We start from the raw sequence: 23047 nt of genomic DNA, 5'->3' as shown, positions 1-23047 counted from the left end.
TTACTCTATGGGCGATTTCCAGATGGGTGCTGATGCCCTAGTATAGGATGGGGTGTGTAAGGTTCTTCTAAAAATTTGCGCTCTTCATCAGAAAGCTCTAAATCCACCGCCTCCACAGCCTCTTTAAGATGTTCTATCTTACTAGCGCCAATTATCGGAGATGTTACACCTGGTTGATGCAATAGCCAAGCTAGGGCAATTTGTGTGGGTTTCACACCCCGTTTTCCGGCTAATTCAACTACGCGATCGACTACTTTAAAATCTGAATCTTGATAGTAGAGATTGTGAGCAAATTCGTCAGTTTTTGCCCGTAGTGTTTGGTCATGGTCTGACTTACTGCGATTCCCTGCTAAAAAGCCCCGCGCCAAGGGACTCCAAGGAATAATCCCAATCCCTTGATCTAAAGCTAAGGGTATCACTTCTCGTTCTTCTTCCCGATAAACTAGGTTGTAGTGATTTTGAATTGATACAAAACGAGTCCAGCCGTGAATGTCTGCTGTATAAAGAGCTTTAGCAAACTGCCATGCGTAAACACTAGAAATTCCTAAGTAACGGACTTTACCTGCTTTGACAAGATCATGCAGTGCTTCTAGGGTTTCTTCAATTGGTGTTTCATAGTCCCAACGGTGAATTTGGTACAAGTCTACATAATCAGTTTGTAGCCGCCGCAAAGAAGCATCAATGCTGTCAAAAATATGTTTGCGAGATAGTCCTCGGTCATTAGGCCCATCGCCGACTTTGCCATGTACTTTAGTAGCAATCACAACTTGATCCCGTTTGGCAAAGTCCTTCAGCGCTCGTCCGACAATTTCTTCACTAGCACCCAAAGAATAGACATCGGCGGTATCAAAGAAATTAATCCCCAATTCCAAAGCCAGTTTGATAAATGGACGACTTTCTTCTTCTTCTAATACCCATTCGCGCAATTTACGCGAACCATAAGTCATAGTGCCTAGTGTAATACGGGATACTTTGAGTCCAGTTTTGCCAAGATTTACATATTTCGTCATACGGTTTGCTCTAGTTTTTGTTGGGATGCTTAATGGTTGTGATATTTCTATAGCCTTTTGACATTGATTTGCCTAGAGTATTGCAGAGCTATAAGCATTGCTTTGCAAAAGCTAGGATACAATACACTATATATCAATCGATTTACCGGAGTTAACAGCTATAATATTAATAATTGCATATAGATGAGAAATATGGAACAGGAAATCAGGAAATGTTTGGCAGAGGGGACTGTTGGTAAAATCTCTCGGATCTGCAAAGCGATCGCCACCGTCAATCCAACCAGGGCTGTGGCTAAAGCCCATAGTTCAAATAGTGTATACTTTTCAAATTTCAAGAAAGGTTTTGAATATAGTTCTCTTTATCGATAGATTTAGAGTATTCTAAAATAATTAAGGCTACACTTCCCTGAATAAATTGCTATTTTAGTTAAATTAAATACCTAAAATACTATTAGTAAAAAATAATTTTCTTACCTTGGATAATAAAAGAGAACATAAGTTACATAGAAAATATGTGTGTAAATTATCATGTTTAAACCTCATCTATGTTGAAACCTAGAGTTTTTTAAAAGATATATTTATGTAGGTTGGGTGGAGTGAAACGCAACCCAACATTACCACCAAATTTTATGTTGGGTTACGCTAACGCTGCACCCAACCTACAAAACTACGGTTTTCAAGGTAGACGAGGTTTAATTATCTAATAATTTATATTCTAAAAATCTCAAAACAATACTTGATTTTACACATTGTTAGCTATACTAATATTTAGATAAGCTAACACTAGCCAAAGAATTATAGTGTTTATCGTCTGAGTGAGTTACATCTCGTTGCGGTGAGGGGCTACAGGCGAAGATGTAACTCATGCGAGGGCTGCCATAACAAGCCTTTCTAAAAATACAGGATGCATCAGAGGAGTTGCTTGTTTTATCTGAAATACTAGTGCATCAATTGCTGTTTTTTGTAGTTTCTCAGAAATCAGTCTCAATCAACTTTGTCTACCAGCATCTATAAATCTATAAAGACGAGTGGAGACTAGGCAGCAAAATTGGTAAGTAATAAAAATAGGAGACACAGAGAAAACAATACTCTTAACTCCTCATTTTTGGCTGGATTATTGGCTGTGTTGTATTGATTTTTAGCACGAGGAAAAGCATGAAAAACACTCAAGTAAAAATTAACGAACTACTTAGTGAAACACCTTGCAAATCTAACCAGAAAAAATATACTGGTCAGAAAAGACTCACTTGTACAAAACCACCACAACCAGGTTCAACCCAAGGAAATTGCCCTTTTGATGGAGCGATGGTTTCTGTCGGAGCTATTACTGATGCTGTTCATTTAGTACATGGTGCTGTTTCTTGTACTCACAATCCTTGGGCAACTCATGGCAGCCTATCATCAGGCTCACAATTATACCAAACTGCTTTTACTACTGACTTTAGTGAAGGTAATATCGTTTTTGGTGGAGAAAAGAAACTGTACAAAGCGATTGTGGCTGTTGCTCAACGCTATCATCCTGCCGCTATTTTTGTTTATGCTACTTGTCTGTCTGCTTTGATTGGTGATGATATTGATAGTGTTTGCCAACTTGCTACACAACAAGTTAATATCCCAGTTATCTATGTAAATGCGCCTGGATTTCTTGGTAGTAAAAATTTAGGGAATCGCATCGGTAATGAAACTTTATTGAATGCTGTCATTGGTACAGCCGAACCGGAATTTACCACACCATTCGATATTAATATTGTTGGTGACTATAATGTTGCCGGTGAAACGTGGAATATTTTACCATTATTCCAAAAAATGGGGATTCGCATTCTTTCTAAAATTACAGGTGATGCTCGTTATCAAGAAGTTTGCTATGCTCATCGCGCCAAATTAAATGTAGTTCTTTGCTCAAATGTAGCTATACAAATGGCACAAACTATGGCGGAACGCTATGGAATTCCTTATATTGAAGAATCGTTCTATGGTGCGACCAACTTAAACGATTGCTTGCGAAATGTTGCGGACAAATTAAGTATATCCTTGGGAGATAGTGTTATTGCCTGTGAACTGCAAGAACGTACAGAAAAGTTAATTGCCCAAGAAAATGCTGCTCTAGATATTGCTTTAGCTCCTTACCTTGCTGATTTAAAAGGTAAGCGAATTATTCTTTCTACTGGTGGTGTGAAAAGTTGGTCGCTTATTTTAGCAGCCCAAGACTTGGGAATGGAGGTTATTGCAGCTACAGATGGCAAAACAACAGAAGAGGAGAAAGCTAAAATTAAACAATATCTTGGTGCAGATGCAATGCTTTTGTCTGACACAACTCCCCAGGCTTTATTAAAGGTATTACACCAAACAAAAGCTGATGTATTGATTACTGGGGCTGGCAATAAATATACAGCACTCAAAACGGGAATCCCTTTTTTAGACATTAACCATGAACGTCACCATGCTTACGCTGGTTATGCAGGTTTGGTGGTACTAGCACGCGAACTACATGAAGCCTTGTATAGTCCTATATGGGAGCAAGTTAGCAAACCTGCCCCTTGGGATGAAAAAATCAGCTATCAGCTATAAGTCAATACGGTTTAGTTAAGGCTTAACTCTTTGTCAAATTCAATTTTTTAACGAACCGCATTCGCGTAGCGTCTCGTAGAGAAGGACGCAAAGGAGGAAGAGGAAGAAATACTTAACTTAACTTAACTTAACTGAACTGTATTGAGCTATAAATGCAACTTTCTTCTGCCAGGTTGATGTAATTGATCGTCTTCCACTACACTTTTAAAGTATGGTGGAAGATGCTTATTTTCCAAATGTCTGCTTTGTTGTACAAAGAGAAGCGACTTGTTCACCGAGCAATCCAACGGCTTACTGCTGGCAATTGTGCAGAGAACCAGAGCGCACCTAAAATAATCAGACTACCACAGACAATCAAGGCATTAGTCGCACCAAAATTATCTGCCAAAGTCCCAGCTAACAAATTTCCAAAGGGCATTGTACCCACCATTGCTAGGGCATAAAAACTCATTACCCGTCCGCGCTTATCCTCGGTAACTAGGGTTTGAATAATCATATTACTACTGGTAATGTTGAGGATAGAAAAGCAGCCTACAAATACCAGAATAATTATAGATAGCCAAACTTGACGCGAGAGTGAAAAGAATATCAAACTCATCCCAATCAAAACTTGAGCAACTACAATCAAACGCTCTAAGCCTACAATCCCTCGTCTGACACTTAGATACAAACAAGCAAACAACGAGCCAATCGGTGCTGAAGTACTGAGGTGAGCCATTGTTGTTGCGTTCCCATTGAGAATCTTTGCTGCAAAAACAGGCATGAGCGCGACATGAGACATCCCGACGAAACCATGTAACGCTAGCATTAATAAAATTACTTTAATCGGCTGGAATTTCCAGACATATTCAAAGCCCTCCCGCAATTTCTCCAAAGTATCGCTAATGCCCGTAAGGGGTTGCATCTGTCTGGCTGGCAGCCGCATCGCTAGCAAGGTAAATATCGCAGGAATATAGCTGAGGGTATCGTAAAGAAAACAATATTTTACCCCTAGTGTCGCAATCAAAATCCCGCCCATAGCAGGACCCACGACGAGAGAGGAACTTAACATTACTGAATTCAAAGCGATCGCATTACTCCAATCGGCGCGATCGTCTACGGTTTCGGTGACGATTGTATGGCGCACGGGCATATCTAATCCCTTGAGCAAACCATTGAAAGCACTCAGTACCAAGAGGATAGGAAAGGTAATCCAATTGGTAAAGGTGAGAATCGTTAAAGCCAGAGAAACGCTAATTCCCAATATCTGTACCACCATTAACAAGTCACGACGACTCCAGCGATCAGACAATATGCCCGAAAAGGGAATCACTAATAACGTAGGTAAAAATTGTACAAACCCTGCAACTCCCAACAACCAAGGCGATTGAGTCAAATCGTATACCAGCCAAGGAATAGTTAACTGCTGGGTCATAAATGTTCCAGACATTGATAGTAACTGTCCCCCGAAAAACAGGCGAAAGTTACGCCAGCGAAAGGCGGGTAAATGGTGGTACGTGATATTATTGATGCTTTTCCCTAGTTGTCTATGCCAAATTTTCATGAGGAAAATTTTATCATGGTTTACTAATAATTAGATTAACTAAGAATTATCAAATAATCGCGTAGTTTACTACCCAGGCATCGCTCATCTGTCTGAGCTAAGGCTTTTGCACATTGACATCGAATCACTATAGAAGAGGATTTATCTGAAAAACATAGGAAATTACTATTTAGCAACTGCATACTACGTTAAATCTATCGGAATAGTGTATAATAATTTCAGTTATACTCCCAGCATTGGAATGTTGCTATCAGAGTATCGGCAAAATTCCCAAGGAAATAGGCGAGTGTGAACACCTCCCGACAGATAAAACTCTGGAGAATCCTAATGGGCTACAAACATATAGAAGTTAAACAGGTAGCTGGTTTCATCGGTGCAGAAATCGGCGGCGTAGACCTTTCGCGCTCTCTTTCTGAGGATCAAGTCCAAGAAATTCGCAAAGCGCTATTGAAGTGGAAAGTTGTGTTCTTCCGCGATCAAAACATCGATCATGCTGCCCAGGTCGAGTTCACATCTCGTTTTGGCGAAGTGACTTTCGCCCATCCCTTGGGAGAGCCTGAACCAGTTCCGGGATTTCCCCAGATCAAACCTGTAGACCGTAGACTCTATGAAAAGCAATATGGTTTTCGCACTGGCGGCCCTTGGCACACAGATGTAACGGCGGCGATCAACCCACCAGCAGCGTCAATTTTACGCGCAGTTAATGTCCCTAGTTTCGGTGGTGACACCCAGTGGAGTAATCTTGTTGCCGCTTATGAGGGACTCTCAGCACCCTTGCGATCGCTAGCTGATACATTAAAAGCGGAACATCGCTTCAATGGAGGCGGTTATCAACCCCGCAATAACAAATTCGACGAGCGCATTGCTGTCAATCCCCTGGTTTCTATTCACCCAGTCGTCAGAGTTCATCCTGAGACTGGTGAGCGTGCCTTGTTCGTAAACCCTGGCTTCGTCTCCCGCATTGTTGATGTATCACCAGAAGAGAGCAGACTGTTGCTAGAGTTGTTCTTTAAGCAAGTCACCAAACCTGCCTACACCACCCGCTTCCGTTGGAACAACGGTGATATCGCCTTCTGGGACAACCGCGCCACCGTGCATTTGGCTCCTCAAGATTTGGATCATTTGGATGTCGAACGTCTCCTCTATCGCACTACTATCACAGGCGATGTTCTAGTAGGGGTTGATGGTTCCCGTTCAGAAGTGGTTCAAGGTGAAGCTTTCAGCGCTGAAGTACCAAGCGTCTTCAAGCAGAAAGCTGAGTCTAAGGAAGCACAACCAGTCTTTTCGTAAAACTGAGTTATAAGTCATGAGTGCTGAGTAAATTAAAAAGTACTCAGTACTTACGAACGCAGACATGAACCCCTTGTAAAGCAACGAGGGTGATTTTGCATGACTGATGTATAGCCCTAAATCTAAATCTAAGGAGATCCAATTATGACACTCACGACAAGCCGGATTGAGATTAGGGAGTTGATTCGCTCTCTGACAATAAGCGAGTTTTCAGCGTCTGAACGGACTATACCATGTAGCTCTAACCCCGTTGTACACAACCATTCTTTAACTACTCATTGTTAACTAAAATACCCAAGATTTAACTACCACGATATACACAACGCCTATGTTGTGCTAGGTCTTGGTTATGTTGCCATTAACTAGAACAATATTCAAAATAATTGCGAATGGGCGAGAAAGCGTATTGCGAATTGAGGCGGGTGCTGGCAGTGCTTTCGGGGTTACAGCAGGAATTCTATCGGGGGCTGCTGCTGCCGGGGTTGGCGGCGGTGGGGTCAGGTTGAGGGTGGAGTGTCTTGTGGAGGCGAGGGGGGACGGTTGGGTTTGATCCACAACAGGTCAAGCTTCGTCTTGCATACTAACTAGCTTGGCGTAATAACCATCCTGGGCAATTAGTTCGTTATGGCTGCCAGCTTCCACGATACGCCCTTGCTCAAGTACGTATATCCTATCTACATAACGTGTCGCCAACAAACGGTGAGAAACTAATACTGTAGTAAGTCCATTCCTGACCGCTCGCAATTGCGATAGAACTAAAGCCTCAGTTTTAGTATCTAATGCAGAAAAACAATCGTCTAACAACAAGATGGGGGTCTGGCGAATCAGCCCACGAGCTAGGCTGGTTCTTTGTTTCTGCCCACCTGATAAAGTTACCCCACGCTCACCAATTAATGTGGATAAACCTGCACTAAATTTGTTAATTGTTGCTTCAAGCTGTGCATATCGAGCAGCCTGCCAAATAGATTCGGGCGGTCGTTCTGGCTTATCGAATGAAATGTTTTCTGAAATTGGTGCTGCAAATAAGAAAACATCTTGGGGTACAAATGACAGATTCTGACGCAAGTGACTCAGTGGAACGTCTTTTAAATCTTGCCCATCTAATTTGATTTGTCCGCTATTAGGCTCCAATTGCCTGGCCAGCAGTCGCAACAAGGTAGATTTGCCAGAGCCTACACGACCAATGATGGCAATCATTTCGCCAGGGCTGATACTCAGGGATATCTGTTCTAGAACCAGACGCGATGGCAGCCCAGAACTAACTGGGTAACTATACAATAGATTTTCAACTGCAATTTCGCCATTGATAGGCTGAACTGATAAGCCTGTTGGAACATCTTCAATCTCTGGCTTTTCATCCATAATCTCAAATACTCTGGTTGCAGCAGTAATGGCATTGAGTAAAGCATACATAACAAAACTGCTTTCCTTGATCACCCCCAAAATCATTGCTAAATAAAAGATGAAAGCTGTCAGCGTGCCAACACTGATTTGCCCAGCTAAGACTTGCTTACCACCCACGCCAACAACAATTAAGGTCATCAAACCACTACCCAGCACAATGGAGGCAGTGAGAATAGCGTTCAAATTGATCAACTTTTGATGAGCTAGCGCATAACAATTTGACACGCCTGTAAAATACTTAATCTCACGCTCTTCCTGGGCATGAGACTGAATGGTACGAATACCCTTGAGGTTTTGCTGCACTGTTTCTGTCAACTTACCAAAACCCGCTTGTACCGCTGCTGATGCCAACAAAATACGCCTAGCTAAATACCAGCCATTAATAACTATTACTACTAGCAAAGGCAGGAGCAACAATGTTAACTGGAGCGACTGTTGTAACATAAAAATTGGGGCAATCAACGTCACACTAATAAGGCTCACCAGTCGATGCACACCAGACCGGAAAAAGCGACGAATGGATTCCATGTCATTAGTCGCTCGTGCAATCAAGTCACCCAAATGATAGTTTGCATAGAAGCCACGACCAAGCTTTTGCAAGTGTGCATAGAATGCTTGCCGTAAATCATAAGATATGTAAATTGAAATCAGTGCATTTTTGCGACGACCAAAGTGCAGGATAGCAAAGCGCACAACTGTCAAACCAAGTATCGCCAGAGTCGGTAATAAAATATTTTCATCCTGTTTTGAAATCAAATCAATACCGACTTTTAAATAGATCGGAATGACAGCCTCAACAACGTGAACACTCAGAAGAGCTATTACTGCTATTAACCACTGGAAACGATAAGGTTGGAAGTAGTAAAAAAATCGCTGTAACACAGTTAAAGTATGTAAATTTGATTTCATTTTTTTGGTCAGTTATTATCAGTTTAATTTGGCTGTATAGAGAGACATATCTATTAGATAAAAGCAATGATTTTGTAAAATTACTCAGTTGCAGAAATTTACATTCAATAAGACTTACAGCTTGTAATTCCCAATAAAATAATAAAGTTAATACATTTAGCAAATCAGCTTAGTTAAAATTCATTTTTTGTACAAACGTATTTCTGAAAAATTGCCTCAATATTTAGACATCCTGATTTAGGCGGGATGATGTGTTTTCACGTCTACGCTTGTACAATTGCGCTTCATAAAGGGTTTTATAAAAACCATTACGAAGCATTAATTCCTTGTGGTTTCCTACCTCCACTAGTTGACCATGATTTAAAACCACAATGCGGTCTGCTCGGCGAATAGTCTGTAATCTGTGGGCAATGGTGATAGAAGTTCTATTGGCTGTTACTTTCACCAAAGCTGCTTGTATAGCAGCTTCAGTTTCCGGATCAATACTAGCAGTGGCTTCATCCAGAATCAGAATTTCAGGATTTAAGGCAATGACACGAGTAAACGCTAATAACTGGCGTTGTCCTTGCGATAGATTTTGGCCACGGTCTTCCAATACCGTATCAAAGCCTAGTGGCAAGGCTTCAATGAAATCTAGAATCTGTATTAGTTCAGCGGCTTTTCGAGCATCTTCCCGCGTAATAGTTGGATTACCCAAGGCGATGTTGTCATAGACAGTACCAGGGAAAAGATGAAAGTCTTGAAAGATAATACCTACACGCTTGCGGATCTGTGCAGGATCTATCTGCATGATGTCGATGCCATCTATGAATAAGCTATTTTCAGGCACATCGTAGAAACGACAGATGAGCCGCGTCAATGTTGTCTTGCCAGAACCAGTGGGCCCGACAATGGCAATGTTTTCTCCTGGTGCTACAGTAAAATTAAAGTGACGAATAACTGTTTCGCCGTTTTCATAACAAAAATTCAGATCGCGAAACTCAATTCGACCTTCCAAACCTTCAGGTAAGGGTATAGGTTGCAACGGCACGGACAAAGATTCCTTCCAGTCCAACAACCCGAATATGCGTTCACAGGCTGCCGCCGCTCGAAACACCGCATTTGCTTGATCCCCCAAAGCCACAATCGGACGGAACAACATATCGCTAAATTGCAAGAACAACACGACCGATCCCAGGGTAGTAGTCTGGTTCAGTACGTGTTGCCCGCCTAACCACAAGATACTAGCGATCGCTAAATAGGATATGTTGTCGATGAGCGGATTGTATACAGTCTCTGCCATGATAGCCTTAGTCTCGGCTACTTTATTGGCTTGGTTAATCGCAGAGTACTGTTGAAAGCTCAATGCTTCTCGCCCGGACATTTGCACAATTTCAATTCCCGATAAGTGTTCGTGCAAATGCTCGTTGAGACGCGATAAGGTGGCACGGATGACCTGATAGATCGAACTAGAATAACGTCTAAAAATTACGATTACACCCGCTACAAACAACATCAAAGGTAATAGTTTTACGGCAAGCATCGCATCCAAAGACAACATTACGCTTACAGCAACAATCAATGGAATCAATTCTCCAGCCAACGCACCGACACCAGTCAAAAGTTCGGACAAACTCTCGATATCGTTAGCAATCCGGGTCAATACCTGCCCAACCATAACCCGATCGTAAAAAGCAGATGGCAAATGCTCGACATGGGCAAACAAATCGCGGCGCAAGTCACTCAAACCCAACAGTGCCGCATAAGACAGCTGAGAGCGGAAGGCATACCCAAAGCCAGACCACAGCAGTACCCAAAGTAAACCAACAAGGGCGGCAGCAATTATTTGTTCAGTGTTTAATGTAGTTGCTAACCATTGGATTAATGCCGTTTGTCCATAATCTGGTAGATCAGTCCGGTAATTATGCATCAAGATCCCGTCCACTACCACCCGGCTTACTACAACTGGTATCAAAACGGCAGATGTAGCCGAAAGCATTGCAAACAGCAGAGCTAACGCAATGCGCCAGCGATACGGAGCCATCCAGTGCCGCAGTCGCCAGACATTGCTGACAAAGGAGTTACGCTTATTGATTGATACTTCAAAGGGGTCAAGCCGACCAAAAATGTTAGAGGTCTTTGATGATGTCATAGTTTGATCCCCCAGGACGAATGGCATTAACAAGTTAGATCAGTCTTGTATATAGATTTGTGACTGCTTTACAGGTTGCTTTTAGTTGTGGCAAAGTTAGTTTTTCGCTAGGTCATGTAATCATTGCTTTTTTGATATATTTGCTACTAGAGCAATCTGTAAATTTCCGGTCTTCTTGATTCCAGATTAAGCTGATATTTTACTTCTTCTATTTCCAACTGCTTGTTTTAGTTACTGGAACCACTTTGAACAAAGTACTGTTAATCGGTCAAGTTATCGTATTTAATGAAGTTTAATAGTCTCATGAACCAGAGTAAAAAGCAAGCAGAAAAATATATAGCAATTCTTGCTATGAGAATGATTAGTTAATTCTTGGCTTATGCTTTGTGTCGGGTGTAAATCAACGGGATGGTTTATCAAGGTAGTGTGATCATAGCGATGCTATGCAAATAGCATGATTACGATGGCAGATATAGAGATCCGAACTTTTGAACTTACTGATGAGTCTGCCGTCATTGCCTTATGGATACGGTGTGGTTTAACTCGACCCTGGAATGATCCCAAAAGGGACATTGAGCGAAAGCTTTGTGTGCAACCCCATCTTTTTCTTGTAGGTACAACTGGGCAGAAGCTTATAGCAACAGTTATGGCAGGGTATGAGGGGCATCGAGGTTGGATAAATTACCTTGCAGTTGCCCCACAATATCAGCGTCAAGGAATTGGAAGGTTGATGATTTTAGAAGCCGAACAACTTCTTGTGGAAGCAGGTTGTCCGAAAATTAATTTGCTAGTGCGGACTACAAATAGCGAAGTTATTAGATTTTATGAACGTTTGGGATATGTTGTTGACGATGTTATCAGCTTGGGCAAACGTCTTGAATCCGATGAGTCATGATCTGAATTGCGATGCTATTCATGCATAGTCTGTAATTGTGCGATCCGTTCCGCACTTTCTATCACTCTGGAAAAAGAAATATGATAGACTCTAGAAGGTTTGAAACATTTTTCATATCAATGATTATTCAAGCCATAGCAAGGATAAGTGATGAACTTTAAAAATGCATCATCTACAGACTTTTGCGCCCGTCAACTTAAAGCTTTAGCAGATACGACACGTCTATCTGTTGTGAAAATTCTCATGGAAGGCCCGAAACACGTCGGAGAACTGAATGCTGTCTTGAAGCTAGAGCAGAGTTTGTTATCGCACCATTTGAAAATTTTGCGGGAGGCAGGTTTTGTGGAGGCGACACGAGATGGCAAGGCAGTACTTTATCATTTTGTACCGACGATTCGACAGGTCAACACTGGTAAAGCAATTGATTTAGGCTGTTGTCTGCTCTGTTTTGAATAAAAATTTAGACGCAATTTTTCGATGAAACAACTCAAAACCCTAGCATTTATTAATGTCGGTTTCACAATTTGCTTGGGACTACTATCTTGTACGCAATCTTCAAAAACAGCTACTCAACCAACCAATCAATTACAGGGAAAGTTAGTTTTAACAGGCTCTAGTACAGTAGCACCGTTAGCAGCAGAAATTGGTAAGCGATTTGAATCAGAGCATCCTGATGTACGAGTGGATGTGCAAACAGGAGGTTCATCTCGCGGTATTGCTGATGCGCGTAAAGGCGTTGCTAACATTGGGATGGCATCTCGTAGCCTCAAAGAGGAAGAAAAAGACTTACAAGCTTTTGCTATTGCCCGCGATGGAATTGGCATTATTTTGCATAAAGAAAATTCTATAAAATCCCTCTCAAATCAACAAGTTATCGATATTTACACTGGTAAGATTAACAACTGGCAACAAGTTAGTGGCAAAAATGCACCGATTACAGTTGTCAACAAAGCTGAGGGACGTTCTACCCTCGAATTGTTTCTTGGCTACTTCAAACTTAAGAATAGCGATATCAAATCATCGGTTGTGATTGGGGATAATCAGCAAGGCATTAAGACAGTAGCAGGTAATCCTAACGCCATTGGATATGTATCTATTGGTACTGCTGAATTTAGTATCAACAACGGCGATCCGATTAAGTTATTGCCTTTGAATGGAGTCGCAGCCACCACAGAAAATGTCCGAAATGGGAAGTTTCCACTTTCCCGTCCCCTGAATTTGGTTACTAAAACTCAGCCGGTAGGGTTAGAACGAGCATTTATTGAGTTTGCACAGTCGCCGCAAGTCCATGAAATTTTTAAAAAGCAAGATTTTGTCCCCGTCTCAAAGTGATATCGTTCTCCTGTGGATCTTACGGTTATTAGCTCTCATCACAAGTATTATTGTTATCTTAATTACCGGGTTCTTATTACTCGAAGCATTGCCAATACTGCGACAGGTAGGATGGTTGCGTTTTGTCAGCGATCGCTCTTGGCATCCAGATGAAGGATTATATAACCTGATGCCGATGCTGTGGGGAAGTCTGTTGGTGACACTCGGTTCTGTACTGTTGGCTGCACCTTTAGGGATTGGCTCGGCAATATTTTGTCAGTATTATGCTCCTCCTTTGGTTGGCGGATTTTATCGGCAGTTAATTGAGTTACTGGCAGGTATTCCTTCTGTAGTTTACGGGTTCTGGGGTTTGGTCGTCCTCGTGCCACTGATTGCTAAACTCCAACCACCAGGAGCAAGCCTCCTAGCGGGAATCGCTATTTTGACATTAATGATTTTGCCAACGATCGCCTTAACAGCACAAGCCAGTTTTTCTGAAGTCCCGACTGAGTATTTACAGGGTGCAGCCGCTTTAGGAATTTCTCGCTGGGCAACAATCAGAAGCGTTGTTTTAACGGCTGCTAAGTCTGGTATATTTACTGGTTTGATTTTAGGAACGGGACGGGCCATTGGCGAAACAATGGCAGTCTTGATGGTTTGTGGCAATGTCGTCCAAATACCCACAAGCTTATTTGACCCCCTTCGCACCCTCACTGCCAATATTGCTTTAGAAATGGCTTATGCCACAGGAAATCACCGTTCAGCACTGTTTGTCAGTGGCTTGTTGCTGATGGTGGTGATCGCCGCTTTAGTAGGCGTTGCCGAAGTTATAAGCAGGAAAAACATTTATGGTTAAAAAATCGCTTCCACTACCTACTCTTGTCCTTTGGGCGATCGCTTTATTTGTCAGTGCCGTTTTCTGCTGGATTTTAGGCGATATCGTGTGGCACGGTGTAGGGCAGATTTCCTGGGAATTTTTGACAACTGAACCTCGAAATGCGGGACGCGAGGGAGGAATTGCCCCGATTCTGATTTCTACTTGTCTGATATTGGGGGTTTGTATGGCGGTTTCTCTCCCCCTTGGTGTTGGTACTGCCGTACTGTTAGCCGAGTTTACAGCCACTGAAAGTGTCTTTGGGCGTTTAGTGCGTCGCAGTTTGGATGTGTTGGCGGGAGTCCCATCTATTGTTTTTGGCTTGTTTGGTAACGCATTTTTCTCGATTCAGTTGGGATTAGGCTTTTCGATTTTGTCCGGTGGGTTGACTTTGGCTTGTATGGTGTTGCCAATTCTGATTCGTTCCACAGAAGCAGGATTTCGGAGTGTTCCGGCTGATTATCGATTAGGGGCTGCGGCTTTAGGATTATCACGCACTACCACATTATGGAAACTGCTATTACCAGCAGCGACACCTGGATTAGTTGTGGGTCTGGTTCTGGGAATTGGCAGAGCGATCGCTGAGACAGCCGCACTGATTTTTACCAGTGGTTATGTAGATCGAATGCCAGAGTCATTACTTGATTCTGGGCGATCGCTATCGATTCACATTTTCGATTTATCAATGAATGTTGCTGGTGGGGATGCTAACGCCTACGCCTCTGCCTTGGTGTTGTTGATTTTATTGTTGCTGGTAAATGGTATCGCAACGTGGACAGCCCGATTTTGGTTAGGTAGAAGGATTACATCTTAATGAACAAATCGCAACTTAGACAAAATTCTCGCTTATCTCTGCCTTCAATGCAAACCGATAAACTGAGTTTATATTATGGCAAAAAAGCTGCTTTTACAGACGTAACCATGCCGATCGCAGCAGGTAAGATTACTGCGCTGGTGGGACCTTCTGGTTGTGGCAAAACCAGTTTTTTGAGTTGTCTCAATCGCTTGACTGATTTAATACCTCATACCAAAGTTGTAGGAAGCATTCGTTTAGATGGTTTAGAAATTCTCAATCATCGGATAGATGCGATCGCCCTACGTCGGCGTGTGGGTACAATCTTTCAAAAGCCCAACCCTTTCCCCTTCTCAATTTGGAAGAATCTGGCATTTCCACTACAAGAACACGGGATCAAAAACCGCGAAAAACTTGATTGGCTGATTGAAACCACACTCCAAGATGTCGGACTTTGGAACGAAGTCAAGGATCGACTCCATAGCTCTGCCTTATCTCTGTCTGGCGGACAAAAGCAGCGTTTGTGTATTGCTCGTGCTTTAGTTCTGCAACCAGAAGTTTTATTATTTGATGAACCCTGTAGTGCCCTCGATCCGATTTCTAGTGGTGTAGTTGAGGATTTAATTGCCAGTTTGCGAGGACGTTACACAGTGGTAATTGTCACCCACAACCTCGCTCAAGCTAGACGCATTGGCGATTACGCTGCCCTGTTTTGGGTACAAGCAGAAATGGGAAGATTAATCGAGTATGGTACAGTCGAACAGATTTTTACCGCACCACAGAACGATTTGACGGCTGGTTATGTGAATGGTATTCGCGGGTAGTTTTCACATCCACACTGGTAAATATTGTTTCCTACACCTGACACCCAACCCCCCACACCCAGACCTAGCGATAATTTCACGTTTACAAGCGTGCCATTAGTTAGTTGACCATTAATTTAACTCTAGTATCACTCAGGCGCAATGAGTTTGAGGTGATTACCCCAAAGTTAGAATAACTTCAGGCTGTTGCTGATGGCTCCTCACCAATTCCCAGTTCCTTCTTACTATGCTTTAACTGTTTCCAAAGTCCCTTAATTTGCTGATAAGCATCTTCTGGGTCAAGCTTACCATTGCTTTCTAAACTGGTGATCATGCCAACTTTTTGAGCAAATTCTTGCAAGTTAGCATTAAACACTAAGTTTTCTGGTTTAACTTGTCCGTAATAGCGACCACGAGGGTCAAGAAATTTATTTTTGTCTTCCTCATGAGACTGGTTCATGGTTTCACCTCCCTACTAATAAGTTTTCATCAATAATGTCAACCCAGTTTTGACTATCTCCTTAGCCAAATGCCTGCTTGGAAATATAGTTAGCGATTGCTGAAATCATGAGCTTTTTTTAGTATGACTCATAGTCCAAAATCGTCAAATGTAGAGTGAAAGAATTTCAGCAATATTCACACTGGTAAAGCATTAAAAAATCAACTATCCCAATTACAACAAGAATTGGGAGATAGTTCAGACACACGAGTATGAGCTATACCTACGCTAAAATATAATACTTGCAATACCAAAATTACGAGCTTCATAACTGGCGGCTGCAACTACGCCTCGCTGATTCGGACTGCCACCGACGACTAATGGTTTGCCTCGGTAGCTAGGGTTGTCCCTCTGCTCTACCGATGCGTAGAAGGCATCCATATCAACGTGAACTATCTTCCTAGTTCTAGCGACAGGTTCTTGTCCCAAGGGTAGCTCCACCACAAGCAGTCTCACTTTTCACATCACTTTCAAGCAAATTAAATCCTAAATTAGAAATCCTATAGTACACTAGCACTAGTTTGAGCCAAATTTTGCAGATATGCAAATTATTTAAAGCTTGCTTGAACTTTATGCTATCTGCTCGATTGGTTTTTCTGTTAATGAGTAAGCGTGACGATGTGGCTTAAATTTGGTATAGCCCCAGATGGAAAATTAGTCTGTGTTGAAGATGTTTGTAGTGGTAAAACTGACCTTTTATACGCTTACTGTTTGGTGACTCATTAGCACAAAAGAGATGACCACACAAGTAATTGACACAATATCCTTTGACATTCCCCAAACACTCACCCAGGTGGAAAGTGCTGCTATGAATATTGTTATATTTGTAGCGAATTTGCCGATATCATTATAGTGTTTATACTAGTTTAATTAACGCTAGGAAAGTGGGGAACGATGATAAAACTATCACATCTTCCGATTACTTTAGTGGGAATGCGCTTCGCTCTAGCTCCTTTACTAGTTCTCGATGCTTTAGACCATAGAACCAGTTTTTGGTTCATCATCGGTTACGTTATTGCCGTACTTTCAGACGTTTTTGATGGGATCATTGCCCGTCGCTTAAAGGTTAGTACAGCCCTACTTCGTCAAGCAGATAGCTGGGCTGATATTTGTTTGTATTTGTGTATGGCGATCAGTATTTGGTTAGTATATCCCCAAGTAATCCTTTTCTTTAGTTCTATCTCTACGCTTTGCTCCGATTGCTCCGTTTAATATTATTAACTTTTTATTGGCACTAACCACAATCAACCTGAAGATTTATACCCTTGCAACCTTCATTGGAGTAATTCCAGGCACGATTGCTTATACCTGGTTGGGTGCTTCTGGAAAAACCGCTTTACAAGGAAGCGATGCCTCCTCGTTTATACTCGCTTCGGTTTTTTTGGTATTTTTATCGGTGTCACCATTGTTATTTAAACCCTGGTGGAAATAGTAGCGCTACGTTTTAGTTGAGCTATCAAAAATAATCTAATCTTGCGGTAATATATATGTGCGTTTTAGCCCCAAAACCTTTTATTTTCTTAATAAGCGCATAAAACTGTGAGAAAATTGACCTCGTAATTCATGCCAAATTTTGAATTGATCAAAGTCAATTTTATGAAAAAGAACTATGTTCTCCTGACTTTAGCCTTATTGATTTGCACTGCTGCGCCTCAAAAAGCTCTAGCAGATGAGGTTTGGAAAACGGAAGAATATAAAGTGGTTTATCAAGAAGATCGTAATAAAACTGCCGTGTGGCGGTATGGTAGCGATGGAGTAATCTTCATTGATGGTTTAGCAGGAGTGTTTAATGACCGAGGTTCATACAATGGCTACTGGGTACAAAAGTCTTCATCGGTACGTTGCGATACCTATAGAGAAGGAGCAGATGGTAAACCTACTTATCATTGGGGCAGATTTAAAGTCACTTTCATTGATTCAAAATTCCCCTCCCGTTGGAAAGCTGATATTAGCCTTTGCGATCGCGATCCTGTAATGACTTTAAACGGTACACCTGTTACACAATGAATATCGACCGATTGCAAGAACTTAAGCAGAAATTGGCAAATGACGCAGACTTGTCCGATATCTGGCTATTTTATATGGATCATTTTGCGGATCTGCCGGAATTCACTGACATGGGTGAGCCTGCCTATAATGAATATCTAGATGCTGTCCTCCAAAAAACTTGTCAGCAGATGTTTGATAGGGCAATAAAGATTAGTGACTTTTTGCTAATCTACATCGCTCCATATCATTTATTTCATGGAGCTTTCTTTCTTGAAGGGCGTATTGGGGGTGTGATTTATTTCGAGGATATAAAAATTGGGTTAATTGCTGTGTCGGCAGATTATCCCCCTACCGATGCGGTTAAGTATTCACGTTTTACTGAGATGATTCAACTGTCTGCTCCTAATGGCAATGACCGCAATTGAGAGAAACACAACTTATAGATGTTTCAAGAAGTGCGTAGGCTAGCAAGAACCGCAGGCATCACATTTCTTGACAGAGCAGCCGCAGTTTTCAATTTATGGTTGTTAGAAAGAGGTTTTGTTGGGTTGCAACAAGACAAGACAATTTCTTAAAGGCAGTGACTATCAAAAAAATACTCTACTGAGTTATTCATCTCAACAGAGTATATAAATTTACATTTATTACCTTTCACTAAAAGTTATTTTGTACAATATTAGGTATTCACGCCTCTGTATAAGTACTGGAAATATTGATTGTAGCGATCGCCAACTTTTCTTTTCCATTAATTCACCTCCACATAGTTAGTGGAGCGACAAATTAAAAAAATCGCTGTACAATTTCAAGCAATTCACCTTGACTAAAAACGATTGTCTCTTGCCATTAATGCTGACCTTGGATCGCATATACGCACTTATCACCGTTCATCCCGCAACCACTCTAATCCAGTTCTCAGTGCTGCCTCCGCCGTGTAATAAATCTTTTGTTCCCCGAATATGCCACCTGTCCGGCTGATAATCCGAAACTGCCAGCAATGCCCTGGCGTGTAAAAAACCATTAGGACACTGCCGTTGACACAGAGTACGGTATCAACTTTAACTTGGGACATTTACTGCTGTTGTGGGTGTGATGATGTATTTTAATTGTGTGGGATTTCTCACCCAATCAACCCCAAATGTCGATGAAATACTTCAACAGCATTCGCCACACCATCTTCACCCCTAATCTTCTCACCCAACTCTTGTGCTTTCTTCCGCATCACCTCATCGCCCAGTACGATTTCAATCGCTGCTGCTAAAGTTTTATCTGATACCTTCTTGTACGGTATCGGCGCAGGGCTGACTCCCAACCGAGTTAGCTTTTCTCCCCAAACTGGCTGATCTGCAAAAAAAGGTACAGTAATTGATGGTGTCCCTGCACGTAACACTGCCGCAGTTGTACTAGCTCCTCCGTGATGTACTACTGCTGGCACTTGAGGAAACAGCCAATCATGTGGAACTTCCTTGATCACAAACACTCGTAGCGAATCTTTTATATTCACTGTTCTTCCAACGTTCCCCCAGCCTGACAATATAATCCCACCTTGATGTGTTTTCTTTAAGGCTTCCACAATATAGTGTGTGAGATATTCTGGATTGGGCATCGTCATGCTCCCAAATCCAAAACACAAAGGCAATTGCTTTCGTCCAAGAAAATCCTCTAGTTCCAGAGGTGGCTCGTATTCGGAGGCTTGGTCAATAAACCAAAAACCAGTTACATACACCCATGCAGGCCAGTCACGGGGTCTTGGGATGACGTGCGAACTAAACCCGTACAATAGAGGGATTCGTGATACATTCGCCGGAGTCTTCTGTCTGAAGCGTCTGCCCAAATATGGTAAAGGCGGCAATTTCAATGTTTCTGTTCTGAAGTGATTGAGCAGTGGACGATATCTTTGCCAGTGCAAAAACTCTACTAGTAAGTAGCTGCCATAGTTGATTAATTTCTTTAGCGGGTTTTTAGTTGTTTGAGCAAATTTCAAAAACCCAAACATCTAAAACAATTCGCAATTCGCAATTCGCAATTCGCAATTTTCTTTCAATGAAACTTTGAAACCCAAAAACTAGCTAATTATTCAATTTAGAATTTAGATAGGTGCGTTAATTAACTGCGAACTGCGAATTGCGAATTGCGAATTGGCTTGATATCCAAAGGTAGCTAACGGCGTGTAGATAATTACCTCACTTCCCTGACACGCACTCCAAGCTGATTCCAACTGTTGAAGTAAAAGCTTATCTCCTTCTTCTTTTTTCAACTTTTCTCCCGCAATCAATCGCTGCCCTTGTTTCGATTGTAAAAACTCTTCCATATTGCCAGCGATCGGTGCAAATTTTAAATCGAACTTCCTCACAAATGGTTCAAAGTTCTCATGGGTTGCTACGGTTACTTCATGCCCCGCACGTTTCAAGCCAATAGCCAAAGCGCAGTATGGTTGCAAGTCTCCTCTTGAACCTACTGTTAGGATCGTAATCTTCAGTTTTCGGCTTGGTGCTATAGGTAGACTTTGGCTCAAATGCTTTTTCAAAAATGAAAACTCCAGTATCCAAAAATTGTACTAATTTCCTGCGCCTCTCTATCAGGACACTACAATTAAGACAAAGAACTTCATCAACCTTAAACAAGTGACATTTGGCAGTTTTATGATTAATGCTCCAATACAGACACTCAATCAAAAAGTGTCTTTGTCGCTCAAATTAATCTCTCTACAACAAAGGAATCATCCCATGACTACAAGTATACTCTCATTGAAGATAACCAAAATTCGTTGGGCGGACATCATTGAATATCCCCAGCATGGAGCTAAAAGTAAGGTTCTGCTAGAAGATGGAAACTGCCGCTATACGCTGATGTCTCTGGCGGCAGAATCGACCATTGCAGAGCATACCAATCCTCGCAATGCGACTGTGAATGTAATTGAAGGACAAGGCCGAATGGCACTAAGATAAGCGCAAACCCTCAACCATCTATTATCTGCTCATTAGGAGTCAAAACCGCAAAACAATCTTGAAGTACAGTTATAAGGAAAGAAGCGATGCCTGCGGCGAGCTACGCTTACGCTTAATACTGGCATCTTTGCAACTAGATTATGCTAGGGCATCTGCCCGAAAAACATAAATTTTTCAGCAAGGGACTCGTATTTCCCATCCATTTGGATACTTTATTTTCAAAGGAAGGGTAATTTCTATGTTAACCAAAATATAAACGTTAATTTCTCAGTGTAAGTGCATCTCAAATGCTATTGACAAGTAGGTTTAGATATACGATCATTAATTAGCAAATTATTGACAATTAAGCTTATTTGTTATTAATTTTTTCCTTAACTAGGATAATCTAAAATTGCTTTGATGCTTGAAGATATAATAATTACTCTGCTAACTTGCAGTACAGAAGAAAAGAAGCTTTACTTCGAGGTGTCCCTCTCACTTTTAAAAAAAGTTTCCACCTGGAATCCGGAATTGTCAGCAGTGCCTTTATCAATGAGCGAGGCTATTGAAATTGGTCGGGCTGAAGCTTATCGAAAGCGACCTCAATTCAACTCTTATGTATGTATAGCTGCCTCGATTCAATCTCTGCAACCTTATCCAAAGCCATTTCTATGGTATTGGCATATTGTGTTTGCCCCAGAAATTGATAAGCATATTTATTATTTAGATCGCAGTGAGATCATTTTGCTTCTGGACGGTACACTAATTGAGCCAAAAGTTATTAATATTTCAAATTAGTTCCTACTTTTTTCACAAATTCGGCGAAATTCCCCGTCCCTCTTCTGTAAGCGCTCAGGGACAGTCAAAACAATTCACGCATGACCAATTTCATGAAAGGGTTTTGGGAATCCCGTTATCTTTGGGTTTTAAATTGAGAATAAACGGAACAGCTTTTAATACCCAATCGGACACGGGTGTATAATTAGCAGCTTCTTCTCCAAAGCTAATAGAAAGCATATCTGTATGAATAATACCTGGATTGAGGGGTATAGCTGCCATACCAGTTGGCAATTCTTGTGCCAAAGAACGAGTTAATCCTTCTATTGCCCACTTAGAAGCGCAGTATGGTGCAACGCCTGGCTGAAGTCGAACGTCCCCAGCCAGAACTAAAGTTGACAATAATGCCCCGTTTGTTTTTCACCATTGCTGGTACGAAATGGCGAATTATATTCGCTACTCCTTTGATATTGATATCTATTAGATCCGAAAATTCTTCAGATGGTATTTCCCACAAAGGCGCTGGATAATTGGTAATTGCCGCATTATTAATTACTATATCTGGCGGTGAATATTTTTGAAGTACGAAAGAGTGCCCATTTTTTTACAAGCTGTTCATTTGCTACATCTACAGATGTGAAATCGTTGGTAGCACTAAACTTTTGGCGTATTTTATCAATAACATCTGATGAACGGGCGCAACCAATAACAGTATGCCCCTGTTGAATAAAACCCTCGGTCATCGCATAACCTAGACCTTTACTTATGCCTGTAATGTTGATGTCATGCCACATTAAACTTGGAGCGACGAAGGTTGTAGATAACTCTCCTGATTGCTGCGATCGCTTTTAGGCATCTGCCCGAAAAAGATATTTATGTCCAATTAATAAATTCTTACAATTTGGGACTCGTATTTTCCATCGATTTGGTGTATCTTGTTAATTCTGTGCAATTATTAATACCTAACTTCTTGCAACTTTACTCAGACAAATTTTAAGCCAATGCCTTCGAGGGAACAGCCAATGAAAACTTCTAATGAGATACATACAAAGAAAATCATCAAAAAATCCGACAAGCTTACCCTGAGACAGATGAAGTTAATCGAGCAGGCTGAAGACCAACTTCTTCAAGCTAATACTGACAATTCTACTGCCCCTATGGTTGAGGTTGAGGAGAAACCAGTAGCGATTTCAGAGTCTAGAGTTCCTGACTATGTTCCATTCCTTGACAATCCTCCAGTACAATCTGTGGGTAATTCCGGCTGGCAGGTTTCTGATGTCTGGCGGGATATCCGCGTGGATGATTTCTGTGGGTAGACCCCATGATT

General features: G+C 41.6%; 26 protein-coding genes and 3 pseudogenes. 17 read left to right on the top strand and 12 right to left on the bottom strand.

The window, feature by feature from the left end:
- Positions 1-5: 5 nt before the first annotated feature.
- Together ACFFRD_RS01375 and ACFFRD_RS01370 are read right to left on the bottom strand one after the other, a co-directional pair.
- Positions 6-1010, bottom strand: coding sequence for an aldo/keto reductase (locus ACFFRD_RS01375; RefSeq protein WP_392475975.1), 1005 nt, complete (start codon positions 1008-1010; stop codon positions 6-8).
- A gap of 126 nt (positions 1011-1136) precedes the next feature.
- Positions 1137-1313, bottom strand: a complete 177-nt coding sequence (locus tag ACFFRD_RS01370) for a hypothetical protein (protein WP_392475974.1) — start codon at positions 1311-1313, stop codon at positions 1137-1139.
- An 852-nt stretch (positions 1314-2165) separates the two neighbouring features.
- On the opposite strand from ACFFRD_RS01370, the gene nifE reads away from it, so the two are divergent.
- A complete protein-coding gene (gene nifE / locus ACFFRD_RS01365; protein WP_392475973.1) occupies positions 2166-3578 on the top strand; it encodes a nitrogenase iron-molybdenum cofactor biosynthesis protein NifE in 1413 nt (470 codons plus the stop codon).
- Positions 3579-3849: 271 nt separating this feature from the next.
- Here nifE and ACFFRD_RS01360 read toward each other — a convergent pair whose 3' ends face one another.
- Positions 3850-5121, bottom strand: coding sequence for an MFS transporter (locus ACFFRD_RS01360; RefSeq protein WP_194145023.1), 1272 nt, complete (start codon positions 5119-5121; stop codon positions 3850-3852).
- Positions 5122-5448: 327 nt separating this feature from the next.
- Between ACFFRD_RS01360 and ACFFRD_RS01355 the strand changes: the two genes are divergently transcribed.
- Both ACFFRD_RS01355 and ACFFRD_RS01350 read left to right on the top strand, forming a co-directional pair.
- Positions 5449-6411 (top strand): TauD/TfdA dioxygenase family protein, encoded by a 963-nt coding sequence (locus ACFFRD_RS01355; RefSeq protein ID WP_392475972.1) that lies wholly within the window; start codon positions 5449-5451, stop codon positions 6409-6411.
- 349 nt (positions 6412-6760) lie between these two features.
- Entirely contained in the window at positions 6761-6961 is a 201-nt protein-coding gene (locus ACFFRD_RS01350) for a hypothetical protein (protein ID WP_392475971.1), read from the top strand.
- A gap of 11 nt (positions 6962-6972) precedes the next feature.
- On the opposite strand, the gene ACFFRD_RS01345 is transcribed toward ACFFRD_RS01350, so the two are convergent.
- On the bottom strand, positions 6973-8724 hold the full coding sequence (locus ACFFRD_RS01345; RefSeq protein WP_392475970.1) for an ABC transporter ATP-binding protein: 1752 nt from the start codon (positions 8722-8724) through the stop codon (positions 6973-6975).
- 223 nt (positions 8725-8947) lie between these two features.
- Positions 8948-10855 (bottom strand): ABC transporter ATP-binding protein, encoded by a 1908-nt coding sequence (locus tag ACFFRD_RS01340; RefSeq protein ID WP_392475969.1) that lies wholly within the window; start codon positions 10853-10855, stop codon positions 8948-8950.
- Between the two features lie 463 nt (positions 10856-11318).
- On the opposite strand from ACFFRD_RS01340, the gene ACFFRD_RS01335 reads away from it, so the two are divergent.
- The 6 genes from ACFFRD_RS01335 (at position 11319) to ACFFRD_RS01310 (ending at position 15552) form a co-directional block, all read left to right on the top strand.
- Positions 11319-11750 (top strand): GNAT family acetyltransferase, encoded by a 432-nt coding sequence (locus ACFFRD_RS01335; protein ID WP_163937277.1) that lies wholly within the window; start codon positions 11319-11321, stop codon positions 11748-11750.
- A 150-nt stretch (positions 11751-11900) separates the two neighbouring features.
- On the top strand, positions 11901-12206 hold the full coding sequence (locus ACFFRD_RS01330) for a helix-turn-helix transcriptional regulator (protein ID WP_163937280.1): 306 nt from the start codon (positions 11901-11903) through the stop codon (positions 12204-12206).
- A 21-nt stretch (positions 12207-12227) separates the two neighbouring features.
- Entirely contained in the window at positions 12228-13082 is an 855-nt protein-coding gene (locus tag ACFFRD_RS01325; RefSeq protein ID WP_392475968.1) for a phosphate ABC transporter substrate-binding protein, read from the top strand.
- The gene (gene pstC, locus ACFFRD_RS01320) at positions 13039-13917 is read left to right on the top strand and encodes a phosphate ABC transporter permease subunit PstC (protein WP_392475967.1); all 879 of its coding nucleotides are present in this window, start codon (positions 13039-13041) and stop codon (positions 13915-13917) included. Before ACFFRD_RS01325 ends, pstC begins: the two co-directional genes overlap by 44 nt.
- Complete coding sequence (gene pstA, locus ACFFRD_RS01315; RefSeq protein ID WP_392475966.1) at positions 13910-14749, top strand: phosphate ABC transporter permease PstA; 840 nt, start codon at positions 13910-13912, stop codon at positions 14747-14749. Before pstC ends, pstA begins: the two co-directional genes overlap by 8 nt.
- Positions 14749-15552, top strand: a complete 804-nt coding sequence (locus ACFFRD_RS01310; RefSeq protein ID WP_392475965.1) for a phosphate ABC transporter ATP-binding protein — start codon at positions 14749-14751, stop codon at positions 15550-15552. Before pstA ends, ACFFRD_RS01310 begins: the two co-directional genes overlap by 1 nt.
- Positions 15553-15730: 178 nt before the next feature.
- Here the strand turns inward: ACFFRD_RS01310 and ACFFRD_RS01305 are convergent, their stop codons facing one another.
- Together ACFFRD_RS01305 and ACFFRD_RS01300 are read right to left on the bottom strand one after the other, a co-directional pair.
- Entirely contained in the window at positions 15731-15991 is a 261-nt protein-coding gene (locus ACFFRD_RS01305) for a hypothetical protein (protein ID WP_163937294.1), read from the bottom strand.
- A gap of 279 nt (positions 15992-16270) precedes the next feature.
- Positions 16271-16411 (bottom strand): annotated as a pseudogene (locus ACFFRD_RS01300) (DNA polymerase IV); the annotation flags it as partial.
- Positions 16412-16924: 513 nt separating this feature from the next.
- On the opposite strand from ACFFRD_RS01300, the pseudogene ACFFRD_RS01295 reads away from it, so the two are divergent.
- The 5 genes and pseudogenes from ACFFRD_RS01295 to ACFFRD_RS01275 form a co-directional block, all read left to right on the top strand.
- A pseudogene (locus ACFFRD_RS01295) lies at positions 16925-17203 on the top strand (CDP-alcohol phosphatidyltransferase family protein); the annotation flags it as partial.
- Between the two features lie 25 nt (positions 17204-17228).
- Positions 17229-17462: a hypothetical protein gene (locus ACFFRD_RS01290; protein ID WP_392476156.1), complete on the top strand. Its 234-nt coding sequence runs from the start codon at positions 17229-17231 to the stop codon at positions 17460-17462.
- A gap of 164 nt (positions 17463-17626) precedes the next feature.
- On the top strand, positions 17627-18037 hold the full coding sequence (locus ACFFRD_RS01285) for a hypothetical protein (RefSeq protein WP_190938091.1): 411 nt from the start codon (positions 17627-17629) through the stop codon (positions 18035-18037).
- On the top strand, positions 18034-18444 hold the full coding sequence (locus ACFFRD_RS01280; RefSeq protein WP_392475964.1) for a hypothetical protein: 411 nt from the start codon (positions 18034-18036) through the stop codon (positions 18442-18444). The genes ACFFRD_RS01285 and ACFFRD_RS01280 overlap by 4 nt, the downstream gene beginning before the upstream one ends.
- 18 nt (positions 18445-18462) lie before the next feature.
- Positions 18463-18594: a hypothetical protein gene (locus ACFFRD_RS01275; protein ID WP_392475963.1), complete on the top strand. Its 132-nt coding sequence runs from the start codon at positions 18463-18465 to the stop codon at positions 18592-18594.
- A 302-nt stretch (positions 18595-18896) separates the two neighbouring features.
- On the opposite strand, the gene ACFFRD_RS01270 is transcribed toward ACFFRD_RS01275, so the two are convergent.
- From ACFFRD_RS01270 to ACFFRD_RS01260, 3 genes are all read right to left on the bottom strand, one after another.
- The gene (locus ACFFRD_RS01270; protein ID WP_190938336.1) at positions 18897-19088 is read right to left on the bottom strand and encodes a hypothetical protein; all 192 of its coding nucleotides are present in this window, start codon (positions 19086-19088) and stop codon (positions 18897-18899) included.
- Between the two features lie 48 nt (positions 19089-19136).
- Entirely contained in the window at positions 19137-20012 is an 876-nt protein-coding gene (locus ACFFRD_RS01265) for a glycosyltransferase (protein WP_392475962.1), read from the bottom strand.
- A gap of 93 nt (positions 20013-20105) precedes the next feature.
- Positions 20106-20543: a glycosyltransferase gene (locus ACFFRD_RS01260; protein WP_392475961.1), complete on the bottom strand. Its 438-nt coding sequence runs from the start codon at positions 20541-20543 to the stop codon at positions 20106-20108.
- A gap of 199 nt (positions 20544-20742) precedes the next feature.
- On the opposite strand from ACFFRD_RS01260, the gene ACFFRD_RS01255 reads away from it, so the two are divergent.
- Together ACFFRD_RS01255 and ACFFRD_RS01250 are read left to right on the top strand one after the other, a co-directional pair.
- Positions 20743-20964: a hypothetical protein gene (locus tag ACFFRD_RS01255; RefSeq protein ID WP_334766269.1), complete on the top strand. Its 222-nt coding sequence runs from the start codon at positions 20743-20745 to the stop codon at positions 20962-20964.
- A gap of 399 nt (positions 20965-21363) precedes the next feature.
- On the top strand, positions 21364-21741 hold the full coding sequence (locus ACFFRD_RS01250) for a hypothetical protein (RefSeq protein WP_392475960.1): 378 nt from the start codon (positions 21364-21366) through the stop codon (positions 21739-21741).
- A gap of 90 nt (positions 21742-21831) precedes the next feature.
- Here ACFFRD_RS01250 and ACFFRD_RS01245 read toward each other — a convergent pair.
- Both ACFFRD_RS01245 and ACFFRD_RS01240 read right to left on the bottom strand, forming a co-directional pair.
- A pseudogene (locus tag ACFFRD_RS01245) lies at positions 21832-22258 on the bottom strand (SDR family oxidoreductase).
- 10 nt (positions 22259-22268) lie between these two features.
- Positions 22269-22463, bottom strand: coding sequence for a hypothetical protein (locus tag ACFFRD_RS01240; protein WP_392475959.1), 195 nt, complete (start codon positions 22461-22463; stop codon positions 22269-22271).
- A gap of 279 nt (positions 22464-22742) precedes the next feature.
- On the opposite strand from ACFFRD_RS01240, the gene ACFFRD_RS01235 reads away from it, so the two are divergent.
- Positions 22743-23036 carry a hypothetical protein gene (locus ACFFRD_RS01235; protein WP_392475958.1) on the top strand — a complete coding sequence of 98 codons (294 nt, stop codon included), beginning with the start codon at positions 22743-22745 and terminating at the stop codon, positions 23034-23036.
- Positions 23037-23047: the final 11 nt, after the last annotated feature.

It is taken from the genome of Nostoc sp. C110, from assembly GCF_043099725.1.
GTDB classification, from domain to species: domain Bacteria; phylum Cyanobacteriota; class Cyanobacteriia; order Cyanobacteriales; family Nostocaceae; genus Nostoc; species Nostoc muscorum_A.
This window is presented reverse-complemented; position numbering and strand designations above follow the sequence as displayed.